This is a genomic window from Pseudomonas sp. Van50 (genome assembly GCF_055390755.1).
The window spans coordinates 5,969,168-5,985,660 of sequence record NZ_AP024343.1; the positions used below are offsets into that span (position 1 = coordinate 5,969,168).

Below are 16,493 nucleotides of genomic sequence, written 5' to 3' on the forward strand. Positions count from 1 at the left end.
TGAAGCGTCCCGTCAGGGATTATTGCCGTCGGTAGCGTTACGGAACGCCGGATCCTGGCCGTCCAGCGCATTGGGTTCCCAGCAGGAGTAGGTGCCGTTGAAGTCCGGGTTATCCTTGAGGACGCTGAGCAATACGCTGTTGATCTGCTCACGCCCCAACGCCAAGGGACTTTGCGCGGCCTTGCTGGCGGCAAAGGTGTTGGCCATGGTGCGGGCGGCGTCCAGCGCATTCTGCAACTTGGCCTGGATGGCATTGGCACGGGACTCGGCGAGGTTCTGGATTTCCCGGATCGTTGACTTTTCAACCAGCGCCGAGACTTCGGAAGCGACGTATTGCTCATTGGTCCGAGCGGTAAAGAGCCCGTAGACAACCAGGCTGATGGATGAAACAAACAGGCATACGCCTGCTGTGACACAAATGCGTGCCTGCAATGACTTGAACTTCATATCATCCCCTACCTGATTCTATTTATTGCCAACGCTAAAGACGACGGCCTTTAACTTGTGCACGACGCGGCAAATAACAATCGATCACGGCTGTTTACGCTGTCCACAAGACAATCGCCTTGAAAGGGCACAGCGATGCAGCGCTTTATAAGTATTTGAATCGTGGCAGGTTGGGGCGTAAATCCGCTCTATCCACCTGAAAAGCAGCTAGAGGTATTCAAATCAAGAACCGAAGGCCTTAAGTGCCAGGGCAATAAGGGCGATAGGTGGAAAGAATGCGCGATCCCTGCTTTTCCAGTAACCCTGGGGTCACTCTTGAATAATCTCGCAGAATCCATTCAGACCAATAACCACAGCCACAAATTAACACGACCGACTTTTGTACAAAATCGAACTTAGGCGTTATACAAAACAGTACTTTGGTCGTAATTCAACACCGACGCACGAGGTGTCACGCCGGGCTATTCGCTCCTGAAAAGGCGGGACGCGCCGTCGCGTCACCTGCTGTAGGAAGGCGCCGCCAATGGCACCGGCTGCGGGTTGGCGATCACCCAATGCACGGCCAACTCACAGAGACGATCAGTCTGCTCGGCGTTATCGTTGCCACCCCGCAAAACAGCAGCCATCGCCCGGGCTTCAGCGAGGTCGGCCTCAGGCAAGGGCACGGCGCTGCCCAGATGGTCAACCAGAGCCACCAACATCGCTTTGAAATCGGCGTCCCAGTTGGCCGATCCGTTGTGGTGAATCTCTCGGGAGATACGGCCACTGATGCGGATCACCTCACCCTGCGCCGTCGCTGCGGCGCCTGAGGATGGCACCAGCAGCTCCCACAATTGCTGATGCTGGTCTGGCCAGCCACTGGCCGTCACGACGATGGCGGCCTGACCGTCGTGAACCTTGCGAGAAGCAACGGGCGCGACGTCGAAAAGGCGATAGAGACGGGTCAGGGCAGCGTCCGTTGCTTCGAGGTAATCCGGGTTGAAAGAGGCCCGGTGAAATTCGAATTCACGGCCGATGCGCTGCACTTCAGCGAGCATACCGTCATCGCATTGCAGCCCTGCCGCCAGCAGCGTCTGGGCGATTTTCGCGGTGGCCTCGATATCGGCATTGCGGGTAGTGGCCAGGGCAATATGCAGGACACCGTGCCCCTGCCGACTCTTGGCATCGACATTGGCGCCCCGGCGGATCAGGGCCGCGATGGCCTCGGCTTTGTGGCTGTTGGCCGCGGCATGCAACGGCGTGTAGCCCTGGTAGTCCTGCGCCTCGATATCGGCGCCCAAATCCAGCAGCAGATCGATACCCCCGATCCAACTCGAACTGCGATGGTGCAGGGGCGTTCGTTGGTAAGTGTCACGGGCATTGATATCGGCGCCCTGCTCCACCAACCAGCGGGCCAGTTCGTCGGGACAGTTGTAAAAGCCCAGCGCGGTGCTTTTGCTGTAGCCGCCAGTGGCTTCAAGCTCGCACGCCTCGAACACGGCGACCAACTCGGCAAACGAGGCCTGTTCCAACAACTGACCGAAATCCTTCGGCAGTGTCTTGCGTTTACGCTTACCCATGGCGGCGGTCACCGTTCTGATCAAAAGATTTTTCAGCATGAAACTCAACGGCTATCTGGAGGCGGATCAGACTTTTTTAGTCCTCGGCAAGAAAATCGCCAACACCCCAAGCAATGGCAGGAACGAGCACAACCAATACACGTACTCAATGCCACGAATGTCCGCCAGATGCCCCAGCAGCGCGGCGCCAATCCCGCCGAAGCCGAACATCAGCCCGAAGAACACGCCGGCGATCATCCCGACATTGCCCGGCACCAGTTCCTGGGCGTACACGACGATGGCCGAGAACGCCGAAGCGAGGATGAAGCCGATGACCACGCTGAGGATGCTGGTCCACAGCAGGTCGACGTGAGGCAGAATCAGGGTGAACGGCGCCACACCGAGGATCGAGAACCAGATCACCGCCTTGCGCCCGATCCTGTCGCCAATCGGTCCGCCAAAAAAGGTCCCCGCCGCCACTGCGCCGAGGAACAGGAACAGATACAACTGCGAAGAGGCCACCGACAGGTCGAACTTCTCGATCAGATAGAACGTGAAGTAGCTGGTAAAACTGGCCATGTAGAAGTACTTGGAAAACACCAGCAGCCCCAGCACCACCAGCGCACTCAAGACCCGACCCTTGGATAGGCCATGGGTGGCCGCCTGGCCTTGCTTGAGCTTGAACAGGTTCAAGTGGTTGGCGTACCAGCGGCTGATGCGGTACAGCACGAACAGCGCAAACAGGGCGAACAACCCGAACCAGGCCACGTTGCCTTGCCCGTAGGGAATGATGATCGCCGCCGCCAGCAGCGGGCCGAAGGCAGAGCCGGCGTTACCGCCCACCTGGAACGTCGATTGCGCCAGCCCGTAGCGCCCACCCGAAGCCAGTCGTGCCACCCGCGATGCTTCCGGGTGGAAGGTCGACGAGCCGATACCGATCAATGCCGCCGCCAATAGGATCAAGGCAAAACTGCCAACCATGGACATCATCACAATGCCGATCAACGTGCACACCGTCCCGGCCGGCAGCAACCAGGGTTTGGGGTGGCGATCCGTGTGATAGCCGACCCAGGGCTGCAACAAAGATGCGGTCAACTGGAACGTCAGGGTGATCAGGCCAACCTGGGTGAAGGTCAGGCCGTAGCTGTCCTTGAGCATCGGATAGATCGAGGGCAGCACGGCCTGGATCAAATCGTTGATCAGGTGCGCCAGCGCCACGGCGCCGATGATGCGCATGACCAACGGGCTGCTTTGCGTCGGGGCGGCAACGGATGGGGTGGCAGCCTGGGTATTGCTGATAGCCATGGGAGTTTCCATACGACAGAGGGTGCACATGGGCAGGTGCGTCAATGTGCCATTTTTCGGTGCGACAAGGCTATCCCCTTAGCTTGCTATCGACCTTGAAAAATTTGTCGAATTCCAAAGTGATAGCCCAACGCCATGGTCTGAATCTTGCCTTGTTAATGGGCTACAACGCGGCTCCTTACAAAGGAGACCGAGAATGGGAAGTTTCGCTACAGAGCTGGCCTACCAAGCCGATTTGGACAAACTTTCGAGGCCTTTTAAAAGGGCACCCGTTGTTGCACTGTGTAAAAACGCACAAAAACAGTGCAGGGGTGTCCAGGGGAGTATGGGCATGCAGGCTTTTCTATCACCGGGAATCAGGTTGTTGGGGCATTTCGGCTTCGCCCGCAAATTCCAATTGCTGTTCCTGCTTTTTATCCTGCCGCTCATGGGCAGCCTGTGGCTCATCGGCCAGGACTATCGCGACAAGCTCAGCCTGATTTCCGGAGAACGCGCCGGGGTTCGCCAATTGCTGGCCTTGGATAATCTCGACAATCTGCTCACCGCCCAGCGCAACCGCGCCGCCCGCTGGCGCGCCACCGAGACCAATCGGCAGCCGACACCCGCGACGCTGGCCGCCATGGCGGCGTACGAAGCGGTGCAACCCGCCCTCAACCAAGCCGCCAGTGACCTGGCCAATACCCTGCAAACCGAAGGAGTCGAACCCGATACCCTCGCCCGCTATCAAACCCTGCAAACCAGCCTCAATGGTCTGGACTCCAAGAGCCTGGGCAGCGTGGGTTGGTGGCCGGACGGCTACGACCGTTTCACCGCGGCCCTCAGTGCACTGCAGGCGTTGCGCGAGCAGATGGTCATGGACAACCGCCTGACCCTCGCCTCCTGGCTGGAAACCTACCTGCTGACCCAGATTTCGACCCAGCAGACACCGGACCTGATCGAACGGGTCGGCCGTCTGGCCAGCGTTGGCCAGGCCTCCGTGGTGTCGGGCCAGTTCACGCTGCAGAGTCGCCTGCAACTGCGGGACCTGCGCAGCCGTATCGGTGATGCCCGGGACCAACTGGTCAAGACCGGAGCATTGCTGGAAACCCGCCTGCCCAGCGATCTGCAAACCTGGGCCGGACAATTCCAAGGCAGCCTCAAGCACTTGGACGCCGGCCTGAAAGTGCTGGATGACGGCGTGTTCGGTGGCTCCATCAACCTGAAGCCGGAAGACTTCGAAAAACACATGGACGCCCTCCTCACCGACCTGGCGACCCTGCGGCAACAATCACTGGTGGCACTGGATACGCGGCTGGATCACTACCACGGTTCGGCGATTCGCCAGTTCACCCTGGTAGCGACGGTGCTGGGCTGCCTGCTGCTGGCGGCGCTGTATCTTTTTGTGTGCCTGCAAGCGTCGATCCGGCGCAGCGCCAGCGGCATCACCCTGCTGGCCGAGGCCCTGCGCGACGGCAATCTCAGCCTGCAAGTGCCGGTACAAGGGCGCGATGAACTGGCGGCCATCAGCACCGCCCTCAACGTCGCCGTGGTGCAGTTGCGCAACAGCCTGCTGGGGGTGGACCACGAAACGTTGCAGTTGAGCAATGCCGTGCGCACCCTCAATACCCACTCCAGCGGCGCCCTGGGAGAAGTCGAAGCCCAGCAGATGCAAATCAGCCAGATCGCCGCCGCCGCGACGCAACTGGCCGCCACCTCCCAGGGCGTGGCCAAGAGTTGTGAACAGGCCTCCGATAGTGCCCAGCAGACCCGCCGCATCGCCGCCGACAGCAGTCGCGACAGCCAGCGCACGACGGCGAGCATCCAGCAGCTCAACCAGCGACTCAACGAAACCGCCGCCGCACTGGGACGCGTCAGCGAACAAGGGCAGCAGATCCAACTGGTGGTCGATACCATTCGTGGCGTGGCCGAGCAGACCAATCTTCTGGCCCTCAATGCCGCCATCGAAGCGGCTCGCGCCGGGGAACAGGGCCGTGGTTTCGCCGTGGTGGCCGATGAGGTGCGCAGCCTGTCGCAACGCACCCAGTCCTCCACGCAACAGATTGCCGGCACCGTCGACAGCCTGCGTGCCACAGTCAACGAAGCGGTCAGCCTGATGGAAGCCGCCTGCGGCCAGGCCCAGACCGACGCCCAAGCTGTCACCGGCCTGGGCGAACGGCTGGGAGAAATTGCCAGCGCCGTGCAAAGTGTCACCGACACCCTGGCGCAAATCGCCACCGCGGTGGATGAACAAGCCAGCACCGCCGACGAGGTCAGCGGCAATATCCAGCAGGTCGACCAGGCGGCCATGCGCTTGCTCGAAGGCGCACGGGCCGTGAACGTGGCGGCGGATACCTTGAGTCAGGGGAGCCAGGCCTTGAGTGCCAACACAGGGAGATTTCAGCTCAGCTGACAGGGATTTGCAGCGGGGATTGTTAAGCGGTTGAAAGCGCAGAGAAATATTTCAGATTTACGCTTGACACATCTTCGTTACCGGCGAATAATGCGCGCCACTTGGCTACATAGCTCAGTTGGTTAGAGCATAGCATTCATAATGCTGGGGTCCGGGGTTCAAGTCCCTGTGTAGCCACCAAGTACCGATCCATAGATGTCTACAGCAGTCTATGAATCACCTCAAGAAGCCCGCCTCGTGCGGGCTTTCTTGTTTCTGGCTGTTCACCTCTGTCTACCCCCTATCCTTCCCCACCGTGTATGCCCACGTGTACCCAAGGCGAGTTGACGAAGCTAGTAGAGAAACGCACGAAAATCTCCTCCAAGCTGGAGAAAGCAAAACGGGAGCAGCGCGTCGAAATCGAAAAAGCTCAAACCGCTGAACAACGTGCCGCCGACGCATACGCAGCAGCATTGGCCGACGGTGACGACGCAGCCGAAGAGCGTGCCGAAAAGGCTCTCAAGCTAGCCTCGGAAGCAATGGCACAAGCCTCTCAAGGTAAACGTGGACTCAATACGCTGCTGGCTACGTTAACGACCGAGATCGAGAAGTTGGATGTTGCGATCTCAGACGCGAAGCAGCGGCTAGCGGATTATCGTCAAGATCAGCTGAACGCTGCACGTCTACTCTGGGCAGAACGCTTGGACAAGGCGGCACAAGACTTTGCCAAAGCCGCCGCGCAGTTCACCGCGACAGAGAAAGCGCTCGGGCGTCGCTATAGCAACTTGGAGGATCTCAACGTCCCTTTGCAGGCCCCAATGGGTCCCAAACACATCACCCATCGCAAAATCCTTGAAATGGCACAGGCAATTTCTATCGAAGAATTGCTAGTAGCGTGACCCGTACATATCACCGCTGAAGCGGTAACAATCCTAAACCGGAGCCTCTAGGCGGAACACCAAGCGTGTACCACTTAGCTTGTGTTCCGGTTTTTCATTTTCGGTGTTCCAGCCGCGAAACCCTTGTAAACCGGTGCTTCCAGCGTATGTGGAACACATGGAACACACAATTCTACAGCTATCTGAGAGCCCCCTTGCCCCATGCCAAGCGTCGGCCTTCAGCGGAGGAGTACGCGCCACCACCACCACCACCACCACCACCACCACCACCACCACGGAGTGCGCGTCCTTTTTCGCTCGCTCGTGATCTAGATCATCCGCTCTGACCTTGTAAGCGACTTCAGGCCAACTGGCGAAACCTGGAATCATGGGTCCTCCCAAGGGGGCCGCCCCCTACACGGGTTATCAGACTCGCAAGATTCCTCTAGCTGATTTTTTTACATGGATGTCCGTCTTTATTGCCTCCTGGACACCTCGACGCAGTGAACAACAAGGAGATAATCACTCGGGCGTTTGGAGGCGATGCGTTCTCAACCTGCGGTCTCACCCACACCTGATACCGCAGGGATGTTAGGGTGCTATCCTATGGTCACACCACACGGATTCAGCAATCCCATGTTCAGAGCAAAGCTGGTATCGAATACGTTGATAAAAATCTTCAAAGTTGAGTGAAAACTAGAGTGACCGGCCGCCAAAAATTGAACGTTGCACTGAGCAAAGACCAAGCTTCTTTACCAGAAGAGGATCTGATCGATTGCTCGTCGAGCCACGATGAACAATCTCGAATTCAACTTTGCGAGGAAATTCATAAGGCATGGGCTGCTTGTCGCGACTCTGTGGCGACAGGTGATAAAAAAGCGATTCGTGGGTTCCATTTGTCAGCAAAAAAATGGGACCGATCGGTTGACTATTCTCAATTACAATCAAAACTGGAAAAATATAAAAGTTATTTCCCGCATGGCAGCTCTATAAACCCCGAGAAGATACAAGCCGAACTCGTACTGGTAACTGAAAGATCACTTGCAGAGAACCTCTTTAAGATAACTCGTGGCTATTGGTCTATGCCGTATTCTAAAGGCTACGGCCGACGCCTTCGATTTGTAATTATGGATCGCTATCACGAAGCAGTGATAGGAATTATCGGACTGCAATCACCGTCGGCAGATCTAGCCTGTAGAGACAAATATCTTGGTGCTGAAAAAACCAATAAACTTGAGTTTATAAATAATACGCTTGACGCATACACCATTGGAGCAACACCGGCTTACGCGGCGCTCCTTGGCGGAAAATTAATTGCAGGCTTATTACACTCAGAAGTAATACGCCAACAATACTGGCGTCTATACGGCAACAAGAAAACCACACAACTCAACAAGCGAATACCTCAACCTCTGTTAGCAATTACTACGGCCAGTGCTTTTGGCCGAAGCTCAATATACAACCGGCTCAGAGACGGCAATAGGCTTCTTGCTAAGTCTCTGGGCTATACGAAAGGGTATGGAACAATTCACCTAGAAGAATTATATCCAAAGCTTACCGGATGGTTGAAAGATACTGGTCGCCATGTTCCAGCCGGTTTCGGGAATGGACCAAAAGTAAGATGGCAGAATATAATGAGGGCGCTTTTAGACCTCGGCATTTCAAGAGACTATCTCTCGCACGGAATCAAAAGAGAAGTTTTCATCTTCGAACTAGTCCATAACATTCAATCGGTATGCAGCAATAACGAAACACCCAATATTGCGAACTTCGATGATGAGGAATGGCTAAAGTTCTGGAAGGAGCGGTGGGCTATCCCCCGCTCCGAACGAGATTCAACTTGGAAGTCCATAGATTCATATCAAATAATCAAGAACTCCCTTACACCCGACGAATTGGTTATTTCTTAACGATCCCAAAACTCAAACCGATAAATGTCATGAAAAAGATCAAGATAGGGATAACTAGATCGCCTGTTTTACCCGAAGCTGACACTTTATAGACGGACAGAGCAGCCGCGCCTGCGATAAGCCCTGAAGCCACCCAAGGTCGATATCCGCCGACCCTAAGCGGGAAGTCGTATCGTGCAACAATAATTTCAGATCTACCGTCCGCTGAGAGCAAGTCGTGACTGCTAGGCACGGGCTGGACAGGCTGTGCGGGTTGAATCCCTACCTGCGACGATTGCACTGGCGTTAATGGCGCAACGGTATCCTTCGGCTTTTCCTTCGGCTTAAATATGCATGTCCGTATTGAAAGATGGCCATCCGCAGCCCTAAAAAGAGGTGTGGTGGTAACCCCGATGCTTTTAATATCTCGACTCGAGTCAGCCCTCACGCGCCGGGAGCTTATGAAAGCTGCAGCCGGATGAGAAATATCCAACACTACCTCCCCAAGAGCATTCCTTATTGCATCAGAGCTCGTTCTAGCAATAGTATTTACTTCTAACCGAAGATCATCCCCCATGCTTACATTAAGTTTTCCAGTTTTTCTGAGCTTCCTTCTAGTAATCCACCCCAACTTACCAATATGAAATAAGAATGGTGCATTTGCGCTCATGCCACTTACTGCAAAATCAAGCTGAAAATATGCTTTCGAAACTCGTTCCCAGCCAACGACTGAAGAATTCGACTTTAAGTTGGGAATAGGCGCTGTCGAATACTGTACATAAGTACCAGGCGAGCTTTTACTTGGCCCAACGATACTTGGAAAATTCGTAGTTATATTTTGTATTGACGCAAGCACGTCTATGCCTGAGTTATCAGAGAAAACGTAATCCTCAAGAGCAATATCTAATACCAATAGTTCACCCTGACAAGCAGCCTTAAATACTGTCCCCTTGCGAATTGGTGCCACTTCGGGCACTCCATGCTCATTAACACCAATTAAAGCGATGAGAACATTCTGCTTCGAACCTAAGCGCCGATGAAAAACGGTGTCCCATAACGAAGAGCATACATATTGTTGTCTATACCTTAAGCGAATATGCGCCCCGGTAGGGAGACCTATGCTGTGAATAATATCTTCTACGTAGCGTCTATGATGCAAGGTAGTCAAACATAACAAGGGTTTCTCTTTTTTACCAAACGCTCGTACGATTTGATTCTCACCCTTACAGAAAAACATCAATTACTCTCCACATTGAAGCTGCCCACCTCTGAAAGAGCCAAATTTACACCTTGCAGATCCTCTATGTGAATCACATAAACATCCCCAACTCCGCTAGAGTATTGATCAGCCGAAAACGATTGTGGGCGCGACTTAATTAACGCAACCTCTCTGCGAGAGGACAAAGCTAAAGCTACGCCGACCGCTTGAACTTTTGTACCAGAATGAATCACGGAAATATTAGAGCTAGAATGTGATTCAATTTGATTCATAATAATGCGAATACAGCCACGATAGTCCAGAACATCGCAATATTCCCATTGCTCCGCAGGGAGGACAGGTGACGCATCCTCCTCAGAGCCTCCATATATCATATTAAGCAGAGATATCTTAACTTGTTCCTGCCTCCACTGATGTTTCGGGTCATCGGTGGTAGGAAGTACCCAGTAAACATTTTCATCCGCGCCGCTCAAGGTCCCGATACCCAGAAAACTTAATCCGCGCTGAAGCCTAGCCGGAAACATCGATGGCAGAGCAATAACATAGCTCGGTAAATGATCATGCTGAATCCCAGGTGCTAATTCGTTAGCACTGACATCAATGACTCCAACCTCTCTTAAATCGCGCGGACTCCAAACGGCCACAGGTTCATTCATACTCGCAGCAGTAGGTTCATGATAGAGAGCGGCCGTAGTATAGAAGACCCTCAGATCAATATTAACGCCAGTTCTGATCAGAGATAGAATTGTCGACATTATGAGCGTAGCGGAGCTGCCACTGATATCTAGCCCAACATTTACGGGTTGAGATGTTTTTTTCTCACCGACAGCAACGGATATCGCCTTAAATACTTCATCCGGACTCTCAGCATCAAAGTACTCTATAACTTTATTTAATTTCTTCAGCTTTGGAACAAGTTCTTTTTTACGCTTTTTATTATCCTGCGGGTTCGTCTCATAAACCCCAAGCAGAATTTTTTTAGTAACTTTTACATTCCGCTCATACAGGGCCTCCGGTACCGCCAGTATCCTCTGCTCGAAACCACATGATCCAATAAATATGTCCAATTCAATATGTTGATCCTGCAGAAGCTTCAACTCTGGAAGTACAGCCAATGCATCCGAGACACTTTTCTTTTTAAGGATGAATCTTTTTCGAGCAATCATTGTTCTTCCTCCGGAAAAAGATCCTGATAAAGTGGATTCACTGGAGGTGGAGCATAACGTAGGTACGCCTTAGCGGCGAAGGCTTTTGGGTTAGTAAGAAATTCAGCAAAATCTTCTATCTGTTTAATATCAATATAATCTTCTCTAATCAAAGACGTACCAAAACTTGGTAGTAATGACGAGCGCAATTGCCACCTCATAGTTTCAGTTCCAGCGGACTCCTTCCCTCTACTTGGCTGCAGCTCGATAAAAACGGCACGTCTTATCAATTCCTCTTTCAGCGCTACTAAGCCATCCCCATTGGTTAGCTTTTTCAACTCTCGATCCAGCTCCACACCGAAAGCCAAGCTCATCTCCAACCGATATCGCCGATGTAGTTTAGGTTTGCCATCGCGGTCAACTCGATCAGGGGATTCAACGAGTAGATTTTTCACTAACTGTCCGAAGCTAGAAAGAATCCCAGCCATCTCAGCCCCATAAGGATGGTAACCACTGACCCTTTCTCTTAGAGCTGTAGACACCTTAGTTATAGATTTATGCTGAATGTGATCAGGGATAAGCTTGACAGTTAGTTCATTAACAGAGGCACGAGCAAACATTTCCCTCACCATATGAAGGATTGTTGAAACATCCCCGCTCCATGCATTGGAGAGTACGTGAATTCCAAAATAAAATGCTTTTTGCCCCATGCGACCGCCCTTAGTGGAGCGGATTGCGGCAGCAAGTTCAGGATCTCGTTTAAAAGCACTATCACCGATTAGTATTTGAGTAGTACCAGCATACTTCGCTGCTTCAAGCCTTTTATCGAGAAGATTTGTAATAAAGTCACGCCGTTCTTTTTCCTTTTCCGCCGGAATCGAAATTTGCCCCGCATCAATGAGGCTAAACTCTCTGTTCACATCGATTCTGGAATTATCAACGTGATCCGGTCTAAAGCCATAAGGCTCGCTAGAAACCTTAAAAACATGGCTATCGTCACGCAGCCATAGCACAGTATTGAGGATGGATTGGATCGCTGGTGATAGTCTATGTGAAGTATAGTCATCCAGAAGAAAGGCGACTCTCCACTCCTGAAGGCCTGGGATTAATGTACGCGCATACCTACAAAGTTCCCGTATGAACGTTGGAGCAAGCTTAAATACTGTTTGTCTATTTTCGAGCATGTCACGACTCAGCTGCAATCTGAATCTATCAAGCGTATCAGCGCAAGCTTGTAACGGATCCATGCCAGGAATTCTTATCAGCTCAACATCAAAACCAACCTGCTCAAATATAAACTTAGACAATTTTATTCTAGCAGCTTCAGTTAGCCCCAACGCCTGTGTCATTAGTGGTGTCACCGCACACATTGCCAATGAACGTAATAGTTCGCGCGTCAACACTAGATTGAAATAGCTAGTAATTTCCTCGCTTAGTTCTTGCGGGCGTCCTTCTTTCCGTGCAATCCATAGCAGGTCATTTTGTAGATCGCTTGCGCAGCCAATGTAAACACCAAAGAATCCAAGCTTATTTAGAATATCTGGATCACTTTTAAATCTGGAGACATGCGTCCGAATACTTAAATGACGAAACACCATTGACTTACCACAGCCTCGAGGCCCAACCAATACTGAGGGCTCAGGAGTCTGTAGTAAAGAAATCCAAGGAAGATGATCAACAAATAGTTTCAGGAGCAGCTCATCACTTGCTAAATGTTCAGCACTGATAGCCTCAAACGGATGAAACTTTGCCTTTACTTGTGGAAGCATCGTAAGCGAAAGTGCAGCATCTCTAATCCGTTCGACATACATTGCCGGCTCAGGAAAAAAACGCCCAGGGTCATCATCAGCGAAAGCCTCAATAATCTCTATAAGAGCTTTCAAAAATCTAGAATGCCGAGAAGCAATTGCACGATCGGCATGTAAATGATTATGCAATAAGGCGAGGCACTTTGCTAAAGAAGACCAGTCATCATCAGACTTTTTAGTTTCTTTATCTAAAGGCTTAACGCTCCCTAGATCTATCACTTTCACTGAGTGCGAAGGTAAATCTGGATCAATAGCAAGTCGATCCGGATCTGTCTCTACGAGCATAACGTTACCTAGATGCAGGTCGTCATGCTTGTAACCTTTCCTCTCTAGAATCAATACAGCTAGAATTAAGGACTCCGCAATTTTCGCGACTAAGAGCGGGTCGATTTTGTTGGGATTGCGATCCAAACATTCCTGTAGTGTTTCGCCTTCTAACCAATCACTCAAAAAACAAACCCACTTACGCTGGTCAGCTGTGACTGGCTGACTTTCAAAGGGTACTGCTCTACCAACAGCAGCTAACAAATGAATAAACTCTTCCGCTCCACGCAACTTGGACGCTAACTCGACCTCAACTAAGGGTGATTTATCTCGGTAGTCTGCTGGAATGCAAAACTTTGCTGCCAGCTCACGCTTCGTCAAAGGGTCTAACACACGTAGAACAAAGCCCTTTTTGCCCGTGCGTAAATGTAAGTTTTGGATATATCCTTCGTCATCCCTTTCTAATATCTCATAGGTTGTCGTGCTTCCATTTGCGTCCGTTTCCAGTGCGAACGTCGGAGGAAATGGACCGCCACGCTTCAACCACTCTTGAATTTCCTCTGAGATCACTGGTCCTTTATTCTCAAGCACAAACGTTCCCTCGTAACCCGGTGAATCTCACTCATGGCGGATTCTGATTGATCTAATTCTTCTGTCAGTGCATCAGCGCGAAAAACGTCACGGCTGATGCCGACTGATGGCGGATTGGCTTATCTGCAGTTCTACGCGTAAACCACGGTTTTTTCTACAGCATTGGCTGTCCAAAACGGATGCACGGTGCCCGTGAAGGCTCGGTTAGACTCATGTACCAGCCTGAGCGCAAAGCGCTCACAAAAATGTCCCCCCCACCTATGCTTCGCCTTGCGACGCCCAATTGATCCACCGCCCCTCCTCACCCGCTGACAAAGGATGTCGAAATGGGTTGAGCAAAGAGGATCTACAAAGATGGCATAGAACATCCGATGGGCGCTGGACATACTGGATAGGGATGCAGTTTCATCCCCCTTGCCCTCACCTCACTGTCGGCAGAAGGTCGGGCAAAGAAGTGACTACCAGGCCGAATGGCAACACATCACCAACCAACTGGTGGTGCTATACCTTGCGAGGATACCAGGGCATCAGTAGGCAGAAGCATGCGGCATGTATGCCTACATGTATGCCTGAAAAAAATAGACATCTAAAGACTTTCAAATACAACAAGTTACACTACCAGTTCAAATGACTGTGTACCACCAAGTACTAAAAAACGGCCTATCGAAAGATAGGCCGTTTTTTTATGCCTCAAAAAAAGGGCCGCTCAGCAGGCCGGCAGTCGACGTACCTGGCTGAGCTCTCGCAGATACGACGCAACCTCCTCACCCAGCCATTCGGCAAACTGCTGCCGCTTGGCCTCGACGCGCTCGCGGTCCGGCAGCAGTAGCCAATACGGGTAGGCATACGGCACCGCATGCTCGCTCAACTGCACCAGTTCACCCCGCCCGATGGCGTCATGCACCAGGCTGCGACGCACCAGCGCGATACCCTGCTTGAGTCGCACGGCCTCCAGCACCAGATTCGAATCGTTGCTGCACAGCCCCTTGCGCGTGACCTCGGTGTCCAGCCCCGCCGCCTCGCACCAGGGTTGCCAGGAGTCCATGGTGAAAATGATCGGGCTCGCGACGATCTGCGCCGGCGTATGCGGTAGCTGTCCGCCATTGAAGCCCGGGGAAGCGACAACGATCATTTCGTCGTGAAACAACAGCTGTTTTTCCACCTGCTCCCAGTCGCCCCGCCCCATGCGCACGCTGACGTCCACCGCCTCCTGCGCCAGATTGGTCACGGTGAGACTGGCCTGCAGACGCACCGTGATATGCGGGTAACGCGCCTGGAATCGACCGATGCGCGGCAGCAGCCAGGAGAAGCCGAAGGAAGGCATGACCGCCACCACCAGCTCCGAAGCCTTGGGTTGCGCTTTAACCTGGCGAGTCGCATCGGCGATGTTCTTCAACGACTCACGCACCTGCAACGAGTACAACCGACCGTCTTCAGTGATGCGCAAGGTACGTCCCTCGCGCACGAACAGTGTCACACCCAGCATCTCTTCCAGCACCTTGAGCTGCTGGCTGACCGCCGAATGAGTGACGTGCAGCTCCGTCGCCGCCAAGGTGACACTGGACAAGCGGCTGACAGCTTCGAAACTGCGCAGACAACTGAGGGGAGGGATCGCCGACATGTAAGCCCCGCTAACAATTACTTCAAGAAATTACTGATGTTTTTACCGAAACCGGCCATTTAATGTAAGCGCAGATGTATTTTCCAATGACTTTTTCAGAAGGAAGACCAAGGTGCGTACGTTAACGGTCTCTTTCAGTGCCAATTCCCAGGGCTCATCCGACGGCGAGCCGGACTGGGTCTACATCTATCTTCGCCCGACCGAGCTGATGTCGTTGCACTTGCGCCAGGACATCATTGCTTACGCCCTGAGCGGCAGTCATTGGGTGAGCTGGGAAGGTCGCGACATGCTCCTGGAGCAAAGCCAGAGCCTCAGGTTGAGCGCCGGCAAAGCGCTGATCGACGGTACCGGGGTGCTGCAGCTTGCCTTGGCGCCGGCGCCACAGGAAACCATCAAACGCTTGGGCCAATGGCGCATCGCCCCCCTGTTACCGAGCCGGGCCCTGCCGCTGCGGATCGAGATCCGCTGATGGCCCTGTCAGTGGCTGGCGAGGCGACGGGCCTCCATAGCCGACTGGGTTTCGCTGTCACGATCCTGGCGTCCACATTTCTGATGGGCTCAAGTTTCGTGTCGGGCAAGATATTGCTCGAGCAGGGATTCGATCCCTTGATGCTGGTGGGCTGGCGGTTCTTCCTGGCCGCGCTGGCAACCTTGCCGTTGGTGTTCATGCAAGGTGGTTCCTGGCGTGCCAACCTGCTCCCACGCCACTTGGACGCCCGGCAGGTGCTGGTGATCGCCATCATCGGCCTTACCCAGACCACGGCCGTGATGAGCCTGCTGTTCCTGGCAATGCGCACCGTCTCGGCCTCCACGGCCGCGATCCTGCTTTTCACCAACCCAGTGTGGGTCGCGGTAGGCAACCGACTGTTCTTCGCGCAGCCGCTCAAGGCCAACCGCCTGTTGGGCCTGGTTACAGGCTTGATCGGCGTCGCGCTGGCCATTGGCGCTGACTTTGCAAAAGACCCACAGCCTGGCGCCTGGATCGGCGTGACGCTGGGTTTGGGCGCCGCCGTCAGTTGGGCCACCGCGACACTGATCATCAAGCGCAACCCGGTGGCGGTCGGCACGTGGACCTTGAGTTTCTGGCAACTGTTCATCGGCGCCCTGGGGGCACTCGCCTGCGCCCTTCTGGCCGGCGAACACTGGCCCGATCACCTCTCGATCCAGCAGTGGGGCTGGTTTGCCTGGCTGGCCATACCGGCCTCGACCGGCTCGTTCGGGCTGTGGTTCGTCGCGCTGAAACAGGCAGACGCTACCAGCACCAGTGGCTGGCTGTTCCTGGCGCCAATGTTCGCGGTGCTGCTGTCCTGGGCTGTACTGGATATCCAACTCTCCGTTTGGCAATGCCTTGGAGGTCTGTTGGTCGCGGCTTCGATCTGGCTGATGAACCGTTGATCCGCATCCTGCGAGCTGAGCCGGC

Annotated in this window: 13 protein-coding genes and 1 tRNA gene; 6 read left to right on the plus strand and 8 right to left on the minus strand. The window is 53.5% G+C overall.

The window, feature by feature from the left end:
• Nucleotides 1-12 precede the first annotated feature (12 nt).
• From ACZ5M5_RS25755 to ACZ5M5_RS25765, 3 genes are all read right to left on the minus strand, one after another.
• A complete protein-coding gene (locus tag ACZ5M5_RS25755) occupies nt 13-447 on the minus strand; it encodes a PDC sensor domain-containing protein (protein WP_464738156.1) in 435 nt (144 codons plus the stop codon).
• Nucleotides 448-944: 497 nt separating this feature from the next.
• Nucleotides 945-2,006 carry an ankyrin repeat domain-containing protein gene (locus ACZ5M5_RS25760; RefSeq protein WP_464738157.1) on the minus strand — a complete coding sequence of 354 codons (1,062 nt, stop codon included), beginning with the start codon at nt 2,004-2,006 and terminating at the stop codon, nt 945-947.
• A gap of 66 nt (nt 2,007-2,072) precedes the next feature.
• A complete protein-coding gene (locus ACZ5M5_RS25765; protein ID WP_464738158.1) occupies nt 2,073-3,290 on the minus strand; it encodes an MFS transporter in 1,218 nt (405 codons plus the stop codon).
• Nucleotides 3,291-3,621: 331 nt separating this feature from the next.
• Here ACZ5M5_RS25765 and ACZ5M5_RS25770 point away from each other — a divergent pair, with 331 nt between their 5' ends.
• The 3 genes from ACZ5M5_RS25770 (at nt 3,622) to ACZ5M5_RS25780 (ending at nt 6,557) form a co-directional block, all read left to right on the plus strand.
• Complete coding sequence (locus ACZ5M5_RS25770; RefSeq protein ID WP_464738159.1) at nt 3,622-5,679, plus strand: methyl-accepting chemotaxis protein; 2,058 nt, start codon at nt 3,622-3,624, stop codon at nt 5,677-5,679.
• Between the two features lie 103 nt (nt 5,680-5,782).
• A tRNA-Met gene (locus ACZ5M5_RS25775) sits at nt 5,783-5,859 on the plus strand.
• Between the two features lie 143 nt (nt 5,860-6,002).
• The gene (locus tag ACZ5M5_RS25780) at nt 6,003-6,557 is read left to right on the plus strand and encodes a hypothetical protein (protein WP_464738160.1); all 555 of its coding nucleotides are present in this window, start codon (nt 6,003-6,005) and stop codon (nt 6,555-6,557) included.
• A gap of 33 nt (nt 6,558-6,590) precedes the next feature.
• Here ACZ5M5_RS25780 and ACZ5M5_RS25785 read toward each other — a convergent pair whose 3' ends face one another.
• Entirely contained in the window at nt 6,591-6,926 is a 336-nt protein-coding gene (locus ACZ5M5_RS25785; protein WP_464738161.1) for a hypothetical protein, read from the minus strand.
• A gap of 311 nt (nt 6,927-7,237) precedes the next feature.
• Between ACZ5M5_RS25785 and ACZ5M5_RS25790 the strand changes: the two genes are divergently transcribed.
• A complete protein-coding gene (locus ACZ5M5_RS25790) occupies nt 7,238-8,446 on the plus strand; it encodes a Druantia anti-phage system protein DruA (RefSeq protein WP_464738162.1) in 1,209 nt (402 codons plus the stop codon).
• On the opposite strand, the gene ACZ5M5_RS25795 is transcribed toward ACZ5M5_RS25790, so the two are convergent.
• The 4 genes from ACZ5M5_RS25795 to ACZ5M5_RS25810 form a co-directional block, all read right to left on the minus strand.
• Nucleotides 8,436-9,662 (minus strand): hypothetical protein, encoded by a 1,227-nt coding sequence (locus ACZ5M5_RS25795; RefSeq protein WP_464738163.1) that lies wholly within the window; start codon nt 9,660-9,662, stop codon nt 8,436-8,438. The genes ACZ5M5_RS25790 and ACZ5M5_RS25795 overlap by 11 nt on opposite strands.
• Nucleotides 9,662-10,810 (minus strand): hypothetical protein, encoded by a 1,149-nt coding sequence (locus tag ACZ5M5_RS25800; protein ID WP_464738164.1) that lies wholly within the window; start codon nt 10,808-10,810, stop codon nt 9,662-9,664. Before ACZ5M5_RS25800 ends, ACZ5M5_RS25795 begins: the two co-directional genes overlap by 1 nt.
• A complete protein-coding gene (locus ACZ5M5_RS25805) occupies nt 10,807-13,452 on the minus strand; it encodes an ORC-CDC6 family AAA ATPase (protein WP_464738165.1) in 2,646 nt (881 codons plus the stop codon). Before ACZ5M5_RS25805 ends, ACZ5M5_RS25800 begins: the two co-directional genes overlap by 4 nt.
• 706 nt (nt 13,453-14,158) lie before the next feature.
• On the minus strand, nt 14,159-15,073 hold the full coding sequence (locus ACZ5M5_RS25810) for a LysR substrate-binding domain-containing protein (RefSeq protein ID WP_207280904.1): 915 nt from the start codon (nt 15,071-15,073) through the stop codon (nt 14,159-14,161).
• Nucleotides 15,074-15,185: 112 nt separating this feature from the next.
• Here ACZ5M5_RS25810 and ACZ5M5_RS25815 point away from each other — a divergent pair, with 112 nt between their 5' ends.
• Both ACZ5M5_RS25815 and ACZ5M5_RS25820 read left to right on the plus strand, forming a co-directional pair.
• On the plus strand, nt 15,186-15,542 hold the full coding sequence (locus tag ACZ5M5_RS25815; protein ID WP_207280903.1) for a hypothetical protein: 357 nt from the start codon (nt 15,186-15,188) through the stop codon (nt 15,540-15,542).
• Nucleotides 15,542-16,468, plus strand: coding sequence for a DMT family transporter (locus ACZ5M5_RS25820; RefSeq protein WP_464738166.1), 927 nt, complete (start codon nt 15,542-15,544; stop codon nt 16,466-16,468). The genes ACZ5M5_RS25815 and ACZ5M5_RS25820 overlap by 1 nt, the downstream gene beginning before the upstream one ends.
• The last annotated feature ends 25 nt before the right edge of the window (nt 16,469-16,493 follow it).